Source organism: Collimonas sp., assembly GCF_035566375.1.
Taxonomy (GTDB): Bacteria; Pseudomonadota; Gammaproteobacteria; order Burkholderiales; family Burkholderiaceae_D; genus Collimonas.
Map to the genome: position 1 here is coordinate 63403 of NZ_DATMRK010000043.1, position 17013 is coordinate 80415.

Here is a 17013-nt window from a genome sequence, read left to right on the forward strand (position 1 = left end):
GCTTAGGTCCTTGTCACAGGAAATTCAGTGATCTTGAGTTCACTATCCTTGCGTTCAGCTTCCACCTCGCGAAAACCGAGTCCTTTATTCGGCGCAGCAGCATCCCACGGTAAGGGGGTGCGCTTATCTTGCGAGCCTGGCGCCGGCAATGGGAAAATCAGTGACTTGGCTGCGTGGTGCGCGATCTGCCCCGTCATATGGTGATTTTCCTGGTGAATGTGGCCATAGAACACAGTTACATTGCTGTATGGCGTCAATAACGCAATCGCTTTGTCACCGTCGCGGGTGGCCCAATCCCACTTGGGTACCAGATCGAACAGGGGACGATGCGTGAAGACAACAATCCTTGCATCTTTTGCTTGTTTGGCAAGATCGTTTTTAAGCCAATCCAGTTGGGCATCACCAATACTTGCACCGGGATCGGAGACGTTATCCAAAGCGATGAAATGCACCCCCTTATGATCAAACACGTAATTCGTCGGGCCAAAGTTTTCCTTGAACGCCGCGCCGTTATCGAGCGAAGCGTCATGCTCTCCCGGGATGAAACGCACAGTTTTCACTTTTAATCCGGCAGCAATCTCTTTGAACTCGGTCATACGTTTCCGACGTTCCTTCGGATCATCCGTCGTATGGGTCAGATCCCCGGTAAAGATAATAAAGTCCGGTTGCACTTCAAGTGCATTGACAGTGGCAACCGTCTGCTTGAATGTGTTGAGCGCATCTGGATTGGCCGCACCGCTATACCCCCAATGGGTGTCGGACAACTGAACGAAATAGAAATCGTCGTAAGCGGATGCCACCGCCGTCTTGTCGGTCGTTGCAGCTTGCGTCTGGCCATATAGCCCGGAAATAAATACCGCGCCGCCGCCGACAGCGGTCAGTTTCAAAAAACTTCTGCGATCAATCATGATTTTCTCCTTTAAATGGTTGGAATAGCTGTAGGGCAGACTGTTACAGAACGCGTGTTCAAGAGGGCGCTCGAGTAGGTCGAGTAGTTAGGGCTTCTCTGCTCGTCCCGCCTCCTTCTTCAAATAGGCAATCAAGTCGGCGCGATCTTTTGCCTCAGGCACCGAGAAACCCATTTTTTGCCCCGGAATCAGTTTTTCGGGATTGGTCAACCATTTATCCAGCGTCTTGTCGGTCCAGACAATGTTGGATGACTTCACAGCTGGTGAGTAAAGGTAATCAGCGTGACTGCCAGCCTTCCTGCCAAACAGCCCCTTGTGTGCCGGCCCAACGCCGTTGTAGTCAATCGAGTGACAGGACATGCACATGCTTTGGTAGAGCTCCTGGCCGCGGAGTGCGTTGCCGGCAGCGGCTGCGGCGCCGCTGAAGCCCATCAGCATGGCCAAGCCTAGACCAAGGACTAAGTAATCTTGTTTCATGTCGAAATCCTTTCGATTTGCAAATTTGTTGGTATTCGATCGATGTCATCCATTCCTGTAAACGGTATAACCAGGAACGGGAGGGAAATATTCCCGTAAATTTCGATTTATTCTTCCTGGCCGCCTTATTCCCGCAACGGGTTTTCTTCATGATCTTCTTCTGCCTGAGCCGCTTGCTCGAACGCATGCAGGTGGCTGGATTGGGCATCGGTGATGGCCCAGTAAGCCATGCCGTTGCGCCGCCAGTGAGCCATCGCGTAGCCATCCGAGGCCCGTGCGGCGGGAGCCGGCGTAGCGCCGGCATCGGGAAATACGTACAGGTCAATGGGATGCTTTTGGTAGCGATAGATCAGTACCGCGACGGTGCGGTGACCCACGTAGTCGATTCGGCCGCCGACCAGCGGAAAACCTTGAGCGGCAAGATCGACCACTGGCGGCGTATAGTCGAGCCTGCCGTTGAACCACGGCTTGACGGTATGCTGATCGGTCGACACGACGTCGATCGGGTGCTGCGACAACAACGCGCGCACGTGGCTCGACACAATCTCCTGGTCGATCGAGCCGGTTGGCGCCGGCCGCTGGATCAAGGTGGCCGCGCTCAATGCCAGCGCACAGACCGCGATCCCGGTGAGGCCGCCGCTAAGCCATGCCCGCACGCCATCCGTAGTGAAGCCGCCCCATGCGAAGACGGTCCGGCGGGGAGACTCGTGTGGCAACTGGGCGAGCACGCGCGCGCGCAGATGGGGTGGTGCGCGATGATAGAGTGAGCCGTCGCGCAGCACACTGTCCAGCGAGCTTAAGGTTTCTTTCTTGTCCATTATTTAACTCCTTTTTGTGAACCCGGCACAGGCATCCTGACCAGGTTGCCGTCTGCATTGCCGCGCACGGGCGCAAGCTCCGAAGGCAGCACCCCCTGCGCCTTGCGCACTGCAGCACAAAGCAGGCGACGGCCACGCGCCAGCCGCGACATCACGGTGCCGATCGGAACCCCGGCGACGGTTGCAATGTCGCGGTAGCTCATGTCTTCTAACTCGCGCAGGACCAGCACCTCGCGATATTCGACCGGTAATAGGCCGAGTGCGCGATGTATCAAGTCCACATCGTCGCGCCGCACAGCTAGCGTTTCGGGATCGTTGCCGATCTCGTCGACCCATCCTGGCAGTCGCTCATCGTCGTGCAGCGCGGCGTCATAGGGTGTGTCGTCAGCGGCGTCGCTCCGCCTGCGCCATTCGGTAAACCAGGTATTCCGAACGATCGCGAGTAGCCATGCGCGCGCGTTGTCGCCATGGAAGCCGTCGAAGAAACGGAAGGCGCGCAGGTACGCATCCTGCACGACGTCGTCAGCATCGCTGGCGCTGCCGGTCAGCCAGCGTGCCAGGTTGTAGGCTGCGTCCAGATGCGGCAACGCCAGCTCTTCGAATCGGCGTGACTTGTCGGCCGCGATCACGATGATCTCCCGCTTTCCCAGATTTGCGCCTTGCCTGCCTGGCGACTGCTACGCCAACCATATGGGGATGTCTTGCGATCGTTACTCATGAGTTCCTCCATTGCCGGTCCGGTCGGGCGATGCTCGCAGCATCCGAGCGCCGCAAATGCCGACGCTCACATACCCATAACCGTCAGTGACCGGGATTTATTCCTGCGATATTTTTCGATTCCCGCGACAAATCCGGGAATAAAACGAAGAGCGCGGCGGTAGGTGGGGAGGGGGAGGTGGGGTATAAGCGCGGAGATCCTCACGCCACTTACCTCACGGAATCATATGAATGGGATCACGGCTGCCAGGAAAAATAACCGGGCAGCCGTCGTCGGACCTAGCCAACGGGCTGTTGCAGCTCGCGTCACTGTCCGGAGTACATGTTGCCCGGATCTGGCGACATGCCCGAAGCTGTACTCATGGGATCAAGCTGTGCACATCCGGCAGCGGCAAGAGTGAGGAGCGTGATGCCAATGGCGAGAATGGTTTTTGCGAATTTCATGATGACCTCCTATAAGATCGCAGTACATGACAAACCGGGAAAAACGTCGGTTTGCCAATCAAATGAACACCAGAGTATTATCTGGCGCCAACCGGCGGCGGCACTGCGCCGTAGCACCTCTTTTGCGCTGTGGAGCCTATTCATGTTCCCTGTTCTGGAAACACTGGTGCGTGTCGTCACTTGTATAACTGCTGGCGGCCGGAAGTTATTCTCGCTATATTTTTCTGTCTGCTCCCCATGGCGGGGGAATAAAATGAAGCGCACGCACGTATACTGGCGCCAGGAACACGCAGGATCTCAAAGACTGGGGAACGCCGGTATGTAGAGAGGTACGCGTATGGGCTCGAATGGCGCTTTGACGCGTCTGGATTATTGAACCGTTCGTGGTTTGGCAAAGGGCAGCGCGTTCGTCGTCGCGGCGAAATTGGTGGTGTCGGAAACCGAGATGGCACTTCAAAGTGCGCCATTATGCCGAAAACGCGTGGCGTCTTACTGCCGAAATTTGACTTCCCTCGACCAGCCCCCAATCTCGGAAGGCAATACCGGTGAGTATTTCGAAAAGCAAAATAGTTCCATCAATTCCGCTTGAATTGATGTAAGCGTGTTCGGGCGCCATGTTGCAGATTGAAATTTCAGCTGGTTGGGGTCTGAGCGGGAGCAATTCATCAATACGACTGTAGGGCCAGGCCGGCAGTTTTTCCAGCGTGTCCTTGAGCCAGGCATGCGATTCCAAGCCATTGAGCTTGACCGTGGCCAGCATGCTCTGGATAGCGGCGGCACGACATCCGGCGCGGCTGGAACGGTTCAGTGTAGAAATCTTGAATCCGTAGCGAAATCGTTATTTTTCTTTGCTATGATGCAATCTCTTGACCTAGGGGAGGCGACATGTTGAGGAGCGACGTGAAAATGACAATCGAACTATCGCCGGAAGAGGTGGACGCCGCTGTAATTGGCTTAACGGAAAGGATTGCCTGCCTCTCAGGCATCATGGCGACGCGCTCACGGGGTGCTTACGACGCCCAGCATGCGAATTTTTTACGGGACGCCATCAACGCCAGATCGGCGCTCATCACTGGTGTGTCGAAGCAAGCGAAATAAAAAAGGCCCAGATCGGGCCGTTTTCTTTTTGGCGCGGGAAGCAACGCAACTTGTTCGCGACACTGAGTCCGACTTGTTGTTTCATCACTCGACCTGTGTGTATTTATCGTCCGTAGAGCTCTAACGTAAATTATCTGGTGATTAATAGAGAGATCCTAGCTCTGAGCCGCCTGCCGATGCTGCCCAATAGCCGCATCGGCGAATTGCTGCCGCATCACTGGATATCGGCCGACTATTCTTAGCCATCATGGGAAGGTCAAGTCCAAACCGAGCATCCTGGCAAGGACGAAGGTGACGAGCACCAGGCCCAGGAGCGATAGCACGAAGACTGCGGCCACCTTGCCGCCCGCGCGTAGCACCGCGCGCTTCTCCTTCTCCTTCTTCCCTTGATCGTAATGCCACTTGATGGCGAAGAACATGCCCGTGCCGAGCACGAGAACCTTGAACGTAACGAAGACTATAGGGATCCAATCCATCATTTTGAGTATTTCCAGGCTATTACTTGACACTATCTATTGTGAGGAGCACTACCTCAAAACGCTGCTTCAGCAGCTTCATTTTTTGTTCAAACCATCCCCCCAGGCATCCTGTTTGAATCTTTCGTTATATCTACCTATGAAATAACAATGGCATCCAGCGGAGTGATTTGCCGAATGCAGATGAGAGAGGAGAAAACGTCAGCGACTGCCATGCAAGGATGGTGTTGCTGCACGTTCTGAGACATACTACTTAAAAACAATTTCCATACATTGAGACAAAATGTCCCAGTTGAAAACCATGCAAGATGAAAATTTGCCAATCTGGTTGCCGCGATTGGCCGTGCACGGCGGGCCACGTTTTTTGCAGATTGCGGATGCGTTGCAGGCGGCGGTGGTAGACGGATCGCTGAAACCGGGTGACCGTCTACCTCCGCAGCGCCAGTTGGCAGCACAGCTGGACGTCGACCTGACGACGATCACGCGCGCATACGACGAAGCCAGACGCCGCAACTTGTTGGAGGGCCGCGGCGCTCGAGGCACTTATGTCGCGGCGCCGAAAGTCGAATTGACCTCGATCCTCGACCTGAGCATGAATACCCCACCACCGCCGGATGGCGTGGACTTCGACGACATGTTGAAACAAGGTTTGTCTCAAGTATTGATGAGGGCAGATAATCAATTGCTGATGACTTACCACTTGGGCGGGGGAAGCGACTCCGACCGTAAGGCTGGAGCCAAATGGCTCGAACCGATGTTTGGACAACTGGATTCTCGACAGGTTGTTGTCTGTCCGGGTGCGCAAGCGGCGATTGCCGCATTGATCCTTGCGCTGACGGAGCCTGGCGATGTTATCCTGGCAGAGCCAACGAGTTATCCCGGCTTGCGTGCCGCAGCGACCCAATTCGGCCGGCACATCATTGCGGTGGAAGCGGACAAGCACGGGATGGTGCCTGAGATGCTTGAGGAAGCGTGCCGCCAGCACAAGCCTGGGCTGGTCTACCTCAATCCGACATTACAGAACCCGACCGCCATCACCATTCCGGAACGCCGGCGCAAGGAGCTCGCCAGCATCGCGAAGCGCTGCAATGTACGCATCGTCGAGGACGATCCCTACTGGCTCCTTGCCGATGCCCCGCCACCACCTATTGCCACGTTTGCCCCGGAACAGGTGTACTACATCTCAACCCTGTCAAAATGCCTGACGCCCGGCTTGCGTGTCGCTTTCGTGCTAATACGCGACCCGCACGAACGCGAACGTTTCCTGGTCGCGCTAAGATCATTTGCGCTGATGGTCGCTCCTCTGACGGCCGCACTGGCCACTCAGTGGATCCTCGACGGTTCGGCTGACGGATTGATGGAAGGTGTACGCAACGAGGCGCGCCTGCGCCACCGGATGGCTCGGGATATTCTGGCGGGGCGCTACAGCGGCGCCGGAGACGGCCTGCATGTATGGCTCGAGTTGCCGGCGTATTGGAACTCCTCACAGCTTGCACGTGCAGCCGACAGCGAGGGCATCGCAGTCACGCCGGCGGAGGCATTCGCAACTGGCAGCGGATCCGTGAATGCAATTCGGATCTCTTTGGGTAGCATCAAGGACCGTGGACGCTTACAGGCGGGTCTTCAACGACTGTCTCATCTGCTTGCGCGGCGGCCCGAGCCGTTCAGCGCTGCTGTGGTTTAACTGTATTGAGTAGGATTGTGTTCTATACGTGGACGGCTAGATGATTATCAATTTTCGATGCAAATCAACACCGGATAGTCCGTTTGTTCAGATGGGGCTGGCGTAGGAAACGCAAGGGCGCATTTACTCGCCGGGAAAATATGTTTTGAATTTTTGAATGGCCTTTATTTTTTGCAATAAACGATGTTTTTTCGTTGCCGAAGGGGGGGTAACATCGAGCGGTTAGGAGTGTTTGCACTCTATTATTCTCAAACGGTCGCGTACAGAGAATTGTCCGTGAAACCTGATAGAGCAAATCAGCGCAGGCATTTAATTGCCGCTGCTATGTCTCAAGTTTTTAGTTTGATGTTTTTCTGTTTTGGAGCACTCATAGCGTTTGGAGGTCTCCAGTCCTGAAGTTACTTCCGCATCAACCGACGATCATGAAAGAGGGCGCATGGATAACGCAATCGTAACGCTGGTGATACAGCACCATGTGATAGCCGGAGTGGAGCCTCAATACGAAGCCTGGCTCAATGAGATCGTACCAACCGCCCAGCGTTTCGCCGGACATCTTGGGGTCAATATCATCCGACCCCACGGCGGTGTCGGTGTCTATACGATTGTGCTGCGCTTCGATACTCATGGGCACCTGCGAGACTGGGTAGAGTCGGATACGCGCAAACGCCTCACCGAGCAAGTCGCGTCGTTGCTCGTCAGCGGTGAACGGATCGAGATCAAAACCGGCCTTGAATATTGGTTTACGCCAGCGGACTCGGCGCAGAAACAAGCGAAACGCGTCAAGCAATTCCTGGTCACGCTTTCCGCAATTTTTCCACTCACAGTCATAGTGCCACGGGTATTGCGTCCGCTATTTGAAGCGGTGCCGGTGCTTGGATGGCCGATCGTCAGCAATTTTGTGATCGCGGTAATAATCGTGTTCCTGATGGTTTACCTGATCATGCCGCATTACACCAAGTTGATATCGCGTTGGCTATTTAGCTGACCGGGCAATCTTGCTTCAACCGACGGCTGACTAGCCAGACGGAGATTTCGTCTGGCTAAGCCGTGCAAGCACTGTAGATAGACACCGTTTCCTGCGAATGCGATTTGACATAATACAAAGTTGTCGCGTCGTTATGTTTGAGTACTGGCGCGGCTTCCGAGGGTGTTGGTGTCGCAAATAAAGTGACAATGCCCGTAATGAGGGCAGCGCTAGCCAGTGTCGCTGTCCTCCGTGAAAAAACTTCCCATAGCGAATGTTGACCGGCGCGTTCTGCACGGTCGATGTCTGCTGCCATGATGACTTTTAGCGGGTCTATCCCAAGTTCAAGAGCTATTGCCAAGCAGGCTTCGTTGTCCATGATCCGTTTGCCTGTCATGTATTGGCTGATTGTCGCTGTTCCCATGTGCAGCTTTATCGCGAGCTGTCGATCACTTTTCAATCCTTGTTTTTCTTTCAACTCTTCCAAATATTTAACGCTTTTCATATCGTTTCCTCTTGACAAGTGTATTCACGTGAGAGCATATTCTCACCTGAATACATTCTCAGGTGAATATTTGTACGAATCATAGCAGTTTGGTCGAAAAGGTAAACCGCTTGTCAGGTGTCGGCTTTTTCCAGTTTGCGGGCCATGTTGAAAAGCTGCTGCTCAAGAATTTTGATCTTTTTATCTTGAGTGCTTTCGATGGGGGGTTTTTCTGCGACAGGCGCGTCAACGGCGGGGAAGTTTTCTTGAATTTGTTCGATGGAGGGTAGGGGAGTGGCAGGCCAGCGAATTAGTTTTATGCCTGCAATTTCCATGGCGTTGTTTTTCGTGGCATCGCGTTTTTGTGCTGCTGGAGTTGCGTGTGACTTGTCATCAATTTCGATGGCTGCAACTACTTCAAGGGCTTTATTGCAGATGACGAAATCCAGACTTTTGCCATTGATTGTGTTGAATGCCGCGCCTTTTGCGGAAATGCAGCGTGACAGTTCTACCTGAGCCAGCACCACGTAGCCGGGCAGAGTGTCAATCAGTTTCCAGTACATCGCTTGTTCGTTTTTTGTCAGCGGTGTTTTGCTTTTGTAGTCGTAGTCTTTTTTTGTGTTGTTAGACCTGCCTTTGTTTTTCGCCGCAGTTGCGAAAACAGCCAGGACGATTAGCACAATGATGATTGCACCCAAGATTTTCAGCATTAATTGCTCCTGATAAATTTTTTGCAACTTTACCACTTCTAGCCAAAAGGTAAACCGTCCGTGAAGCGCACCAAGTCACATATCACTGCTGAAGAGTACGTTCGTCGTTACGGTGGCTCTGCGAGTGCTGCTGGTTTCGTCAAGGCGCAGATCTACGCGATGGGCAAGGTGGAAGCAGTCGCGGCGGTGCCGGGCCGAGGCACGAGGCACGAGGCCGCCGCGACAGCGCACCCCCCAGTTCAGCCGGAGGGGCGGCTTGAAGATGCACCCATTAATAACATGGGTCAAACGGTAGTCGCGGAGCTGCAAACGGTCGATTTAGTGATGGCGGCTGGAGGTGTGAAGCAGGTGATGGTGCGTGGTCGTGCTGAGGGTGAGTGCGCAATTATTGACTGGGTGAATTTCAGTGTTCTTGAAGATACGTGGTTTCGTACTGCGCGGGAAACCTTGATTGGTGATGAGCAGATCGTGACGGAAGCCAGTCGTCAGTTGGAAAAGATTTTTGGTTTTGGTGTAACGGCGCATCGTGAGAAGGGACTGAATTTCTTCCGTGATTCGTGGGTGTTGGGCGATGACATGGGCTTTGTGTGCTTCGGTGGTCAGCGTCAAAAGATGGGCGTTACGTTGAATGGTTTGGGTTGTGCGAATGCTGCTGCCGGATGGGAAAAACGGCTTTTTGATTTTCTGGCTACGACAGCGGTGCAACCTCAAATCTCGCGTATCGATTTGGCACATGACGATTTCACCGGCGGCTATCTGTCGGTGGATTGGGCTGAGGAACAATGGAAGCAGGGCGGTTTTACTGCGCGTACTGGTGGCTTGCCTCCGGAAATTCAACGGGTTGGTAACTGGCATCGGCCATCAGGCAAAGGTCGTACCTTGACTATCGGGCGTAGAACGTCCGGTAAGTTCCTGCGGTTCTATGAAAAGGGTAGGAAAGAGGGCGATAAAAACAGCCTGTGGTGCCGTGCCGAATTTGAATTTAAGTCTTCGGATCGTGTGATCCCATTCGATGTTTTGTTGCACCCGTCTGACTATTTTTGTGACGGTTATCCGTGCATTGCTCAGTTCGCTAAAACTGACACGCCGAAACGTATCAAGTTGAAAGTTGAAACAGCGCACATCGTTGTCGAGGCTTGTGAAGAAAATCTAAAAGGTTCGTACGGCAAGCATCTGCGCGCCTTTCGCAATATGTACGGTGATAAGGAAACGTTGGATCGCCTTTGTCATCCAGATTTGAACGCGTGGCCTAAACGCATGAAACCACTCGGCGCGTCACTGGATACGATTCCTGTGCCGATGCATCGCCAGGTTAAGCCATATGGACCGTCCTATTTCAACCTCCCATCGCATGGGCTGCATGGGGCATAAGGTTTTTCAAGCCTTTTACATATTGGAGAAGCTGCAATGAGCATTCAACAGACATCAGAAACATCGACTATTGCCAAGCTGAAAATTACTGGCTTTAAGGCAAACAAGGGGCAGATGGATAACGGCCAGAAATTCGACAGCACCAAGGTGTTTGCCGAAACGCGACTGGATGAAAGCAAGGGCAACATGCGCGGTACGGCATCGACTGAATACACCATCGGCCTGTCTGATGAGTACGCGAAATATGCGCATTTGCCGCTGCCGTTTATCGCTGAGGTTGAACTTGAAACGGTGACGAATGGTAAGACGCGTTCGCAAGTCATTCTGCAATTGATCCCTGTCAAGGTTGCTGCGCCAGCACCGAAACCGAATGGCGCAACAGCTTAATTTCGTTGTCCTGTTTATTGTGCAGGACAGTGAGAGTAAGTGTTTTTTGATGCCGGAAGATGGTGATGTCGGCTTCACTTCTTGGGCGCACGAAGCGGGGCGATTTGCTGATTACGGTGAGGCGGTAGATACGGCGGAGTTGCATTGTCACGAAGGGTTTCACGTGACAAAGGTGGTGGATCAAGCGGCGTCGTTTATCTCTGGTTAATCGGTTTTAAATAAACGTGACTTGTCACGATAAATAGTGAGGTGGTCATGGCGTCGCTGATTCGCTTGACGTTGTGGGCTTGGGTAATGGGCGCTGTGATCGGTACGGCGGTGTATTTTTTGTTGCTTTATTTGGGGTAGGAATGATGGGGCCAGAACTTCAATTTGCATATCTGATGTCGGGGTTGCTGGCCTCTTTTCCTTTGAGCGTGTGGGCTGTGCACGCGCTTCATAACTGGTTGTGCGGATTGGAGTTCTGAGTGATCTGTGCAACTGGTGTTAATCAATCTGACGGGACGGTATTGCTGGTCTTGAACCCGTCGGTAACAGATGTATCCACGTGTCAGTACGTGGTGCAAAGCGGGTCTGATGTGGCGGGGTCGTTACTCACCATGTCGGCTCAAACAGGGGGGCTGTATGCGGCGGCGATGGTGTCGGTTTGGCTGATCGCATGGAGCTTCAAAGCGTTGTATAAAACTCTCGGAGTAAATTCAAATGAATCTGATTAAAAAAGTTGGTACTGGTGTTGCGTTGGCTGTTTCGTCCGTTGCTGCAATGGCGCAAACGGCTCCTACTGTCGATACCACTGCGATCAGCGGTGCGGGTACGCAGATTGCGCTGGTTGGTGCTGCCGTTTTCGCGGTGTATGTCGGCATCAAGCTGTACAAGTGGATCAAGTCGGCGCTGTAATTTTTCATGTGCAAAGCACGGGGACCATGTGTCCCCGTTTTTAGTTAACCGAGGAGAAAACTATGGGCCTGCTTGTGATTATCACCTTCCTTGGTGCGTTCTGGATTTTGCTGACATGAGATACCTGGCGAAAAGGATTTTGGTTGGTGTTTGCATCGCGTTGGTGATGATGCTGGTGCACAAGGTGAGCCGTGCTGGTGATTTTGGTTGGACTGGCAACGGTAATAATAACTATCCGAGCGCCTTTGCAGCTTGCCAGAGTTTTGCTAATCCGGGTGAGACCGTCACTATCCAGTTTTTTGGAAAATATAACGCAAGTTGCTTTTTTAATGGCGTCCCTCGTATTGACACGAATACTAGTGGCGGCGTTTGCAGTCCGCCAAATACACTGGATCTGAATGGTGCTTGTGTGGCTCCGGTTAGTCCGGTTTGTACGGCAGGTGCGGAAACTAAATTTACTACGCAGTGGGGCCATAACACGTCGTCGTTTACGCCGCCTTTGCCTAAGGGTGATGGTAAGTGTAATGTTTTGGGTGGCGCTGACGCTCCTTCTGCCGATAAGTGTTATTCGAAGCCTAATTCCGCTGATCCGACAATCGTATATTGTGATTGGGTTGCTAAGCAAAGTGGTACTGCTTCGGGGCAGTCTGATGCTTTTTCTCCACCTGTTGGCGGTCCTACGCTTCCAGCTATACCTCTATTTCAGGGTGATCAGGGTGGTGGTTGTGGTGGCGGCATGAGTAACGTGGGTACTGATGCTACTGGGTCGCCTGTATGCGCTGCAACGGGAACAAATCCGGTTGCTCCTGATAAGACCTCTACAACTTCTCCAACTGTTACTTCAACAAATCCTGATGGTTCGACTACAACTAAGAGTAATACGTCTAGTTCAAATTCCGATGGTAGTACGACGACGAATGCAACCACGTGCACAACAGCCACTGATGGCGGTAAGACCTGCACCACTTCTCAGAGTACTGGCAATACTCCTTCGGGTGCTGCTGGCAAGTCCGATGGTTCTGGTGTTAAGGCAGACGGCACGCCGGACGATAAGAAAAATGATTTGTGTACTTTGCATCCAGAATTGAATGTCTGTAAGAACTCTGATGTGCAGGGCAATGGTTGTTCGGGTGCGTCCGATGCCACTGCGTGTACTGGTGATGCTATTCAATGCGCGATTTTGCGTCAGCAGAGAAAAGAGTATTGTGAAAATTCGCAGGTTACGCCAGCTAAGACTCTCTACGATCAGATGGCTGGCGGCTCTGATCCGCTGGCTAGTACATTGCCTTCCAAGGCTAATGCGCAAGTCGTTAACGGTACAAATTCAATCGATCAATCTGGTTTTCTCGGTGGCGGTAGCTGCTATGCCGATTACCAATTTCAATATAACGGCGGGTCGTTGGCGATACCGTTTTCTGATGTCTGCCCGTATCTGATTCCACTGCGCATTGCCATCATGCTTTCGGCGCTGGTGGCTGCGTATTTCATGCTGTCCGGCGCGATTTTGAGGGAGTAGCAAACATGCCATTAGCTTTTTTGATTCCGATGATTTGGGGTGCGTTGGCGCCGGTTCTTGGCTCTCTGGTGGGGCGTGTGTTGTTGGCGTTGGGGATTGGCTTTGTAACGTATCAGGGCTTGAGTGTTGGGACTGATGCTTTGTATTCGGCGGTGCAAAGTTCGTTCGGTGGCTTGCCGTCTGCTGCGTTGGGCCTGATGGCTTACTTGTGGGTTGATAAGGCGCTGAGCACGGTTTTCTCTGCTTTCACGGCATCGCTGATCATTAAGCTTGCGACTGGTTCGTCGCTGACCAAGATGGTGTTGAAATGATTAACCTGTTCACTGGTCTTCCAGGTAACGGCAAAACGCTCTATACGCTGTGGTACGTGAAAGCGTGGATCGAAAAGGAAAATGCCGATCGTGAAAAAGCTGGTGAACCGGCACGTGAGATTTTCTATCATGGCATTAATAACCTGATGCTGCCGTGGACCAAGATCGATCCGCAAAAATGGATGGACTGTCCACCTGGCTCCGTGATCGTCATTGATGAATCGCAGTTCGTGTTTGAGCGGAAGCCTAACGGTTCCAAGCTGCCGATTTTTTACGAACAGTTGGCGGTGCATCGGCACAACGGTTTCGACATCGTGCTGATCACGCAAAATCCTTCCCTGGTCGATAACTTCGTTCGCAAGTTGGTTGGTCGTCACATGCACATTGTGCGTACTTTCGGCATGGAACGTGCTGTTGTGCATGAGTGGGCTGCGGTGCGTGAAAGTCCGGAAAAGCCGTCCAGTCGCAAGGATTCAATCAAGCATCACTGGCGCTATCCGAAAGAGGTTTATAGCTATTACAAGAGCGCTGAGCAACATACGGTCAAGCGGACTATCCCAATGAAGTTGTTTATGCTCATTTTTTTCGTGGTGGCGTTGATCGTGCTGGTGTATGTGATTTACCAGCGTATACAGGACAGCATTCATCCTGAGCGTACGCAAAAGGGCCAGGTGAGTGCTTCGCAGACGCAGAGCCAGCAAGCCGCGCAAGGGCATGTCAGTTATAAAAATGCGCAAGAGGATGCGAAGCAATTCATGTTTGATCGTACGCCGCGTGTCCAGGGGTTGCCTCAGACTGCGCCGCGATACGACGATGTGGTAAAGCCGACTACTGCGCCGGTGCCGGTTGCGTGTGTGTCGAATCAGTATCGATGTGATTGTTTTACTCAGCAAGCCACGCCGATTAATGTTCCTGAGGTGCTTTGTCGTGACATTGTGAAGCGTGGTTACTTTGTGGATTTTGACGACAAGGGCGGCAATAACAGGTCGCAAGAGGCTCCGCTGGCTCGTGGTGACATTCGCGCTAATGACAGGGTGGAAAAAGTCGCTACAGTCGCTTCTAGTGGTTCTGTGAGTGTGCTTGGCGATGAGGAAGGTTACGGTGTTCTCGGTAAGCGTACTGGTCGTTCGGCGGGGTCTAGGTGATTTCGGAGTGGTTTTTTCCATTTCCATCAGAGCGTCATTTTTTTAAATGGGATGGCAAACGCATGTTTGTGTTCCATCGCAGGATCTGGCGCTTGCGGTTGGGACTGAATAATCGTGTCTTGTCACGATAATTAGTTGCGGCGAGAAATGCGTTTTCGGCATGCTGGAATTGCGTAGGTGGCTTTGCCTGTGACGGGTCGTCCACAACCGCATCCGCATAACCTGACATCATTCGGAGATTGAGCATTTAGGATCGCACGTGCCAGGGCGCGGGACATCGGTATAGGTACACCGTTGCCAACAGCACGATATCTGGCTGATAGCGTCAGCTGGTCCAGGTTAATGCCTTCTTTCAAGCCTTGTAGGCGACAGAACTTATCCCAATCACGCCGTCCTAGCTGAGTGCCTTCCGATGCTGTACAGCACGGTTCAAACAGTGTTGATTTCGCGCCTCTGTCGATAGAGATCAGCAGGCCGTCACGGTGTCCGAATTGAAAATGTCTGTGCCGGTTTTGATCTAGTCCGACTTCACGCGCATTGAGGTCGATACGTTGGTGTGAGTAGCCGTCGATGCGTACATCAGGTACACCAGGGACGTTTTCCATGAGCCACCATAGCGGCTGGCCTTCACTCACGATACGAACGTATTCATCAATCATTTCTCGACCGTAGCCAGTCGGCGCGGATCTGCGTGCCTTCGAAAAATCCGGGCAGGGTGGACCGCCGATCATGCCGTCGAATTTACCGGCCGGAATGGTGAAGGATCGTATATCTCCACCGAACAACGGGTCCGGTCCGCGTACAACAGGAAAGCCCTCTTGCTCAAAGCCGAGGCCGAATAGATCGATGCCAGGGAAGATCGACAGGACTAGCTGTGACCCGGCGCCTGTGACTCGGCCGGCACGTGTCACGATCGATGAGTCACAGTCATCAGGTGTGACTCGCCGCGGTTGATTCGCGGTCGCCGGGTCACAGTTGTGTGACCGACCAGGTGTGACCTGTCCTGGACCGGTCACACCTGGTCGGTCACGGAAAAGGGACATTCCCTCGCCTGGTTTGCCGTAATAGAAGGTGATCGCCATGATCAACGCTTCCGCAAGAGCTGAGAGCGAATCAGTTTTTCAATGACGGCGCTTTTGGTCAGATCCTTGAATCGCAGGAACTCGTTGAACTGCTCGACCAGATCCTCGGGCAGCTCGACGGTGAACGTAACGAGTCCAGCTCGCTCACGTTGCAGGCGTTTCCGTTCTGCGGCTGTCATTGCGCATCCGGTGGGTGGTTGACCGCGAGGGCGCTTGGCGCCGAGCAGGTCGATAGTTACTGTTTCGGTGTGATCTTTCATCGCTTTGCCTTTCCGCTGATCGGGTCCCAAGATTTGGAGCCCATTGTTAAATTCGGCGATTTTGGTTATTTCTCTGAAACCTCCTGCCGTCGTTTCCCTGAGTTCTTCGCCCGATGAAAAGAGGCCATGCGCAATAGGGTTTTGCGACAAGGGGAAGGTTTGTAAAAATCGGTTATGGCCGGAGGCGCATGATTTTTATGAATACCCCTTGTAGTGCGAGTGCGAGTGCCGGAGTGCCGTAGGACACGCAGGACACGGAGACACGTAGACACGGTGCAAAGCACGCGCGTGGGATCGTTCATCGACTAGGCGAGGAACTCTGGGAAATGATGGCTGGTACTACGGAGAGAGAACCGAAATTGGCAAATTAGTGCGTAGCACTAACTGAATAGGTTGTTCTGCTGGAGTGGCGAAGCACACGCAAGACAGGCATTGGCGGCTGTTTTTGATGTTGTCTCAACGCGTCTTTTGTTTCCAAATTACAATCGCTGCATTTTATGCAACTGGAACTGTTTGAGCGTGAGCAGATCGGCGAGGCCGAGCTGGAGGTGATGATGTCTGAGATTCGCCAGGCGTACTGGCATCTGCGGAATTTGCGCAAGGTCGCCTGGAACAATGCGCGACGGCGGCGGGAGTATCGAAAAGTGGCCGTGCATAAAAAACGCCTGCAATTGGCAGGCGTGGAAAAGAGGCGGATATTGGATTTGTTAGCTTGCTGCCGGCTGAAGTGTGGTGCTCATAAACAGCCTCGAAAACCTTGCGAATATTGTCGCCAATAGTCGACGTTGCCACTTTGTTAATTTGACATAATACAAATTATGCGAAGTTGGGAAGCGCGCAGATCAACAGGGTCAAGCGTTATGCTTGGCCCTTTTTTATTGTCACAGGGAAAAGAAAATGAGATATCCAAATACACGATACGCACCTTCTTACAAAAATCTGCGTACATTCGTTACCTAATGTGCTTACAAACGGTACAAAAGTTTACGTACATGTTGGAAAATGACTCCAAACAGTGACAATAATCTACGTACATGTTGGTTATTTTCCCCGATTGGTGACCAAATTTTGCGTACATGTTGGTATCAACATGAATCAGAATTCATTGCTTGAAGCCGTTCGGCTCGAATAGGCTCGGCTCTTCGCTGGCGTCACCTTCAATCAATGCGGCGCGAATTGCCTCTACTCGATGTTATGTTCCTGATCGCGCCAGATGAGATCGCCATTTTGCTTGTCAGCTCATCGCGATTCAACGGATCTAGCA

Annotated in this window: 21 protein-coding genes and 1 pseudogene; 11 read left to right on the forward strand and 11 right to left on the reverse strand. The window is 52.7% G+C overall.

Annotated elements, in window-relative coordinates:
* Window positions 1–2: 2 nt before the first annotated feature.
* The 6 genes and pseudogenes from VNZ60_RS13515 to VNZ60_RS13540 form a co-directional block, all read right to left on the reverse strand.
* A complete protein-coding gene (locus VNZ60_RS13515; protein WP_325659942.1) occupies window positions 3–908 on the reverse strand; it encodes a metallophosphoesterase family protein in 906 nt (301 codons plus the stop codon).
* A gap of 87 nt (window positions 909–995) precedes the next feature.
* A complete protein-coding gene (locus VNZ60_RS13520) occupies window positions 996–1385 on the reverse strand; it encodes a c-type cytochrome (RefSeq protein WP_325659944.1) in 390 nt (129 codons plus the stop codon).
* A gap of 125 nt (window positions 1386–1510) precedes the next feature.
* The gene (locus VNZ60_RS13525) at window positions 1511–2203 is read right to left on the reverse strand and encodes an anti-sigma factor family protein (RefSeq protein ID WP_325659945.1); all 693 of its coding nucleotides are present in this window, start codon (window positions 2201–2203) and stop codon (window positions 1511–1513) included.
* Entirely contained in the window at window positions 2203–2832 is a 630-nt protein-coding gene (locus VNZ60_RS13530; RefSeq protein WP_325391497.1) for an RNA polymerase sigma factor, read from the reverse strand. The genes VNZ60_RS13525 and VNZ60_RS13530 overlap by 1 nt, the downstream gene beginning before the upstream one ends.
* Before the next feature lie 394 nt (window positions 2833–3226).
* Window positions 3227–3364 carry a hypothetical protein gene (locus tag VNZ60_RS13535; RefSeq protein WP_325391499.1) on the reverse strand — a complete coding sequence of 46 codons (138 nt, stop codon included), beginning with the start codon at window positions 3362–3364 and terminating at the stop codon, window positions 3227–3229.
* Between the two features lie 646 nt (window positions 3365–4010).
* Window positions 4011–4163: pseudogene (locus VNZ60_RS13540) on the reverse strand (transposase domain-containing protein); the annotation flags it as partial.
* Between the two features lie 107 nt (window positions 4164–4270).
* On the opposite strand from VNZ60_RS13540, the gene VNZ60_RS13545 reads away from it, so the two are divergent.
* Window positions 4271–4462, forward strand: coding sequence for a hypothetical protein (locus VNZ60_RS13545; RefSeq protein ID WP_325391503.1), 192 nt, complete (start codon window positions 4271–4273; stop codon window positions 4460–4462).
* Between the two features lie 245 nt (window positions 4463–4707).
* On the opposite strand, the gene VNZ60_RS13555 is transcribed toward VNZ60_RS13545, so the two are convergent.
* Window positions 4708–4941 carry a hypothetical protein gene (locus VNZ60_RS13555; protein WP_325659946.1) on the reverse strand — a complete coding sequence of 78 codons (234 nt, stop codon included), beginning with the start codon at window positions 4939–4941 and terminating at the stop codon, window positions 4708–4710.
* 298 nt (window positions 4942–5239) lie between these two features.
* Between VNZ60_RS13555 and VNZ60_RS13560 the strand changes: the two genes are divergently transcribed.
* Window positions 5240–6622, forward strand: a complete 1383-nt coding sequence (locus VNZ60_RS13560; protein WP_325659977.1) for an aminotransferase-like domain-containing protein — start codon at window positions 5240–5242, stop codon at window positions 6620–6622.
* A gap of 436 nt (window positions 6623–7058) precedes the next feature.
* Window positions 7059–7607: a putative antibiotic biosynthesis monooxygenase gene (locus VNZ60_RS13565; protein ID WP_325659947.1), complete on the forward strand. Its 549-nt coding sequence runs from the start codon at window positions 7059–7061 to the stop codon at window positions 7605–7607.
* Window positions 7608–7662: 55 nt separating this feature from the next.
* Here the strand turns inward: VNZ60_RS13565 and VNZ60_RS13570 are convergent, their stop codons facing one another.
* Both VNZ60_RS13570 and VNZ60_RS13575 read right to left on the reverse strand, forming a co-directional pair.
* The gene (locus VNZ60_RS13570) at window positions 7663–8091 is read right to left on the reverse strand and encodes a Cro/Cl family transcriptional regulator (RefSeq protein WP_325659949.1); all 429 of its coding nucleotides are present in this window, start codon (window positions 8089–8091) and stop codon (window positions 7663–7665) included.
* Between the two features lie 113 nt (window positions 8092–8204).
* Window positions 8205–8780 carry a DUF2726 domain-containing protein gene (locus VNZ60_RS13575; RefSeq protein WP_325659951.1) on the reverse strand — a complete coding sequence of 192 codons (576 nt, stop codon included), beginning with the start codon at window positions 8778–8780 and terminating at the stop codon, window positions 8205–8207.
* Between the two features lie 60 nt (window positions 8781–8840).
* Here VNZ60_RS13575 and VNZ60_RS13580 point away from each other — a divergent pair, with 60 nt between their 5' ends.
* The 7 genes from VNZ60_RS13580 (at window position 8841) to VNZ60_RS13610 (ending at window position 14407) form a co-directional block, all read left to right on the forward strand.
* On the forward strand, window positions 8841–10151 hold the full coding sequence (locus tag VNZ60_RS13580) for a replication initiation factor domain-containing protein (protein ID WP_325659952.1): 1311 nt from the start codon (window positions 8841–8843) through the stop codon (window positions 10149–10151).
* Window positions 10152–10187: 36 nt separating this feature from the next.
* Window positions 10188–10538, forward strand: coding sequence for a hypothetical protein (locus VNZ60_RS13585; RefSeq protein WP_325659953.1), 351 nt, complete (start codon window positions 10188–10190; stop codon window positions 10536–10538).
* Entirely contained in the window at window positions 10522–10746 is a 225-nt protein-coding gene (locus VNZ60_RS13590) for a hypothetical protein (RefSeq protein ID WP_325659955.1), read from the forward strand. The genes VNZ60_RS13585 and VNZ60_RS13590 overlap by 17 nt, the downstream gene beginning before the upstream one ends.
* A 494-nt stretch (window positions 10747–11240) precedes the next feature.
* A complete protein-coding gene (locus tag VNZ60_RS13595) occupies window positions 11241–11435 on the forward strand; it encodes a major capsid protein (protein ID WP_325659956.1) in 195 nt (64 codons plus the stop codon).
* A gap of 28 nt (window positions 11436–11463) precedes the next feature.
* Window positions 11464–12951 carry a hypothetical protein gene (locus tag VNZ60_RS13600; RefSeq protein ID WP_325659958.1) on the forward strand — a complete coding sequence of 496 codons (1488 nt, stop codon included), beginning with the start codon at window positions 11464–11466 and terminating at the stop codon, window positions 12949–12951.
* 5 nt (window positions 12952–12956) lie between these two features.
* Window positions 12957–13262: a DUF2523 domain-containing protein gene (locus tag VNZ60_RS13605; protein WP_325659960.1), complete on the forward strand. Its 306-nt coding sequence runs from the start codon at window positions 12957–12959 to the stop codon at window positions 13260–13262.
* Window positions 13259–14407, forward strand: a complete 1149-nt coding sequence (locus tag VNZ60_RS13610) for a zonular occludens toxin domain-containing protein (protein ID WP_325659962.1) — start codon at window positions 13259–13261, stop codon at window positions 14405–14407. Before VNZ60_RS13605 ends, VNZ60_RS13610 begins: the two co-directional genes overlap by 4 nt.
* A 131-nt stretch (window positions 14408–14538) precedes the next feature.
* Here the strand turns inward: VNZ60_RS13610 and VNZ60_RS13615 are convergent, their stop codons facing one another.
* Window positions 14539–15489: a DNA cytosine methyltransferase gene (locus tag VNZ60_RS13615; RefSeq protein WP_325659964.1), complete on the reverse strand. Its 951-nt coding sequence runs from the start codon at window positions 15487–15489 to the stop codon at window positions 14539–14541.
* Between the two features lie 2 nt (window positions 15490–15491).
* Window positions 15492–15749, reverse strand: a complete 258-nt coding sequence (locus VNZ60_RS13620) for a hypothetical protein (RefSeq protein WP_325659966.1) — start codon at window positions 15747–15749, stop codon at window positions 15492–15494.
* 497 nt (window positions 15750–16246) lie between these two features.
* Here VNZ60_RS13620 and VNZ60_RS13625 point away from each other — a divergent pair, with 497 nt between their 5' ends.
* The gene (locus tag VNZ60_RS13625) at window positions 16247–16528 is read left to right on the forward strand and encodes a hypothetical protein (protein ID WP_325659967.1); all 282 of its coding nucleotides are present in this window, start codon (window positions 16247–16249) and stop codon (window positions 16526–16528) included.
* Window positions 16529–17013 lie beyond the last annotated feature (485 nt).

Bases quoted from the DNA above. Each gene is read 5' to 3' on its own strand.
- VNZ60_RS13520 (WP_325659944.1), bottom strand. From the start codon at position 1,385: ATGAAACAAGATTACTTAGTCCTTGGTCTAGGCTTGGCCATGCTGATG.
- VNZ60_RS13570 (WP_325659949.1), bottom strand. From the start codon at position 8,091: ATGAAAAGCGTTAAATATTTGGAAGAGTTGAAAGAAAAACAAGGATTG.
- VNZ60_RS13595 (WP_325659956.1), top strand. From the start codon at position 11,241: ATGAATCTGATTAAAAAAGTTGGTACTGGTGTTGCGTTGGCTGTTTCG.
- VNZ60_RS13535 (WP_325391499.1), bottom strand. From the start codon at position 3,364: ATGAAATTCGCAAAAACCATTCTCGCCATTGGCATCACGCTCCTCACT.
- VNZ60_RS13545 (WP_325391503.1), top strand. From the start codon at position 4,271: ATGACAATCGAACTATCGCCGGAAGAGGTGGACGCCGCTGTAATTGGC.
- VNZ60_RS13615 (WP_325659964.1), bottom strand. From the start codon at position 15,489: ATGGCGATCACCTTCTATTACGGCAAACCAGGCGAGGGAATGTCCCTT.
- VNZ60_RS13575 (WP_325659951.1), bottom strand. From the start codon at position 8,780: ATGCTGAAAATCTTGGGTGCAATCATCATTGTGCTAATCGTCCTGGCT.
- VNZ60_RS13525 (WP_325659945.1), bottom strand. From the start codon at position 2,203: ATGGACAAGAAAGAAACCTTAAGCTCGCTGGACAGTGTGCTGCGCGAC.
- VNZ60_RS13625 (WP_325659967.1), top strand. From the start codon at position 16,247: ATGCAACTGGAACTGTTTGAGCGTGAGCAGATCGGCGAGGCCGAGCTG.
- VNZ60_RS13620 (WP_325659966.1), bottom strand. From the start codon at position 15,749: ATGAAAGATCACACCGAAACAGTAACTATCGACCTGCTCGGCGCCAAG.
- VNZ60_RS13555 (WP_325659946.1), bottom strand. From the start codon at position 4,941: ATGATGGATTGGATCCCTATAGTCTTCGTTACGTTCAAGGTTCTCGTG.
- VNZ60_RS13560 (WP_325659977.1), top strand. From the start codon at position 5,240: ATGCAAGATGAAAATTTGCCAATCTGGTTGCCGCGATTGGCCGTGCAC.
- VNZ60_RS13515 (WP_325659942.1), bottom strand. From the start codon at position 908: ATGATTGATCGCAGAAGTTTTTTGAAACTGACCGCTGTCGGCGGCGGC.
- VNZ60_RS13590 (WP_325659955.1), top strand. From the start codon at position 10,522: ATGGCGCAACAGCTTAATTTCGTTGTCCTGTTTATTGTGCAGGACAGT.
- VNZ60_RS13585 (WP_325659953.1), top strand. From the start codon at position 10,188: ATGAGCATTCAACAGACATCAGAAACATCGACTATTGCCAAGCTGAAA.
- VNZ60_RS13610 (WP_325659962.1), top strand. From the start codon at position 13,259: ATGATTAACCTGTTCACTGGTCTTCCAGGTAACGGCAAAACGCTCTAT.
- VNZ60_RS13565 (WP_325659947.1), top strand. From the start codon at position 7,059: ATGGATAACGCAATCGTAACGCTGGTGATACAGCACCATGTGATAGCC.
- VNZ60_RS13605 (WP_325659960.1), top strand. From the start codon at position 12,957: ATGCCATTAGCTTTTTTGATTCCGATGATTTGGGGTGCGTTGGCGCCG.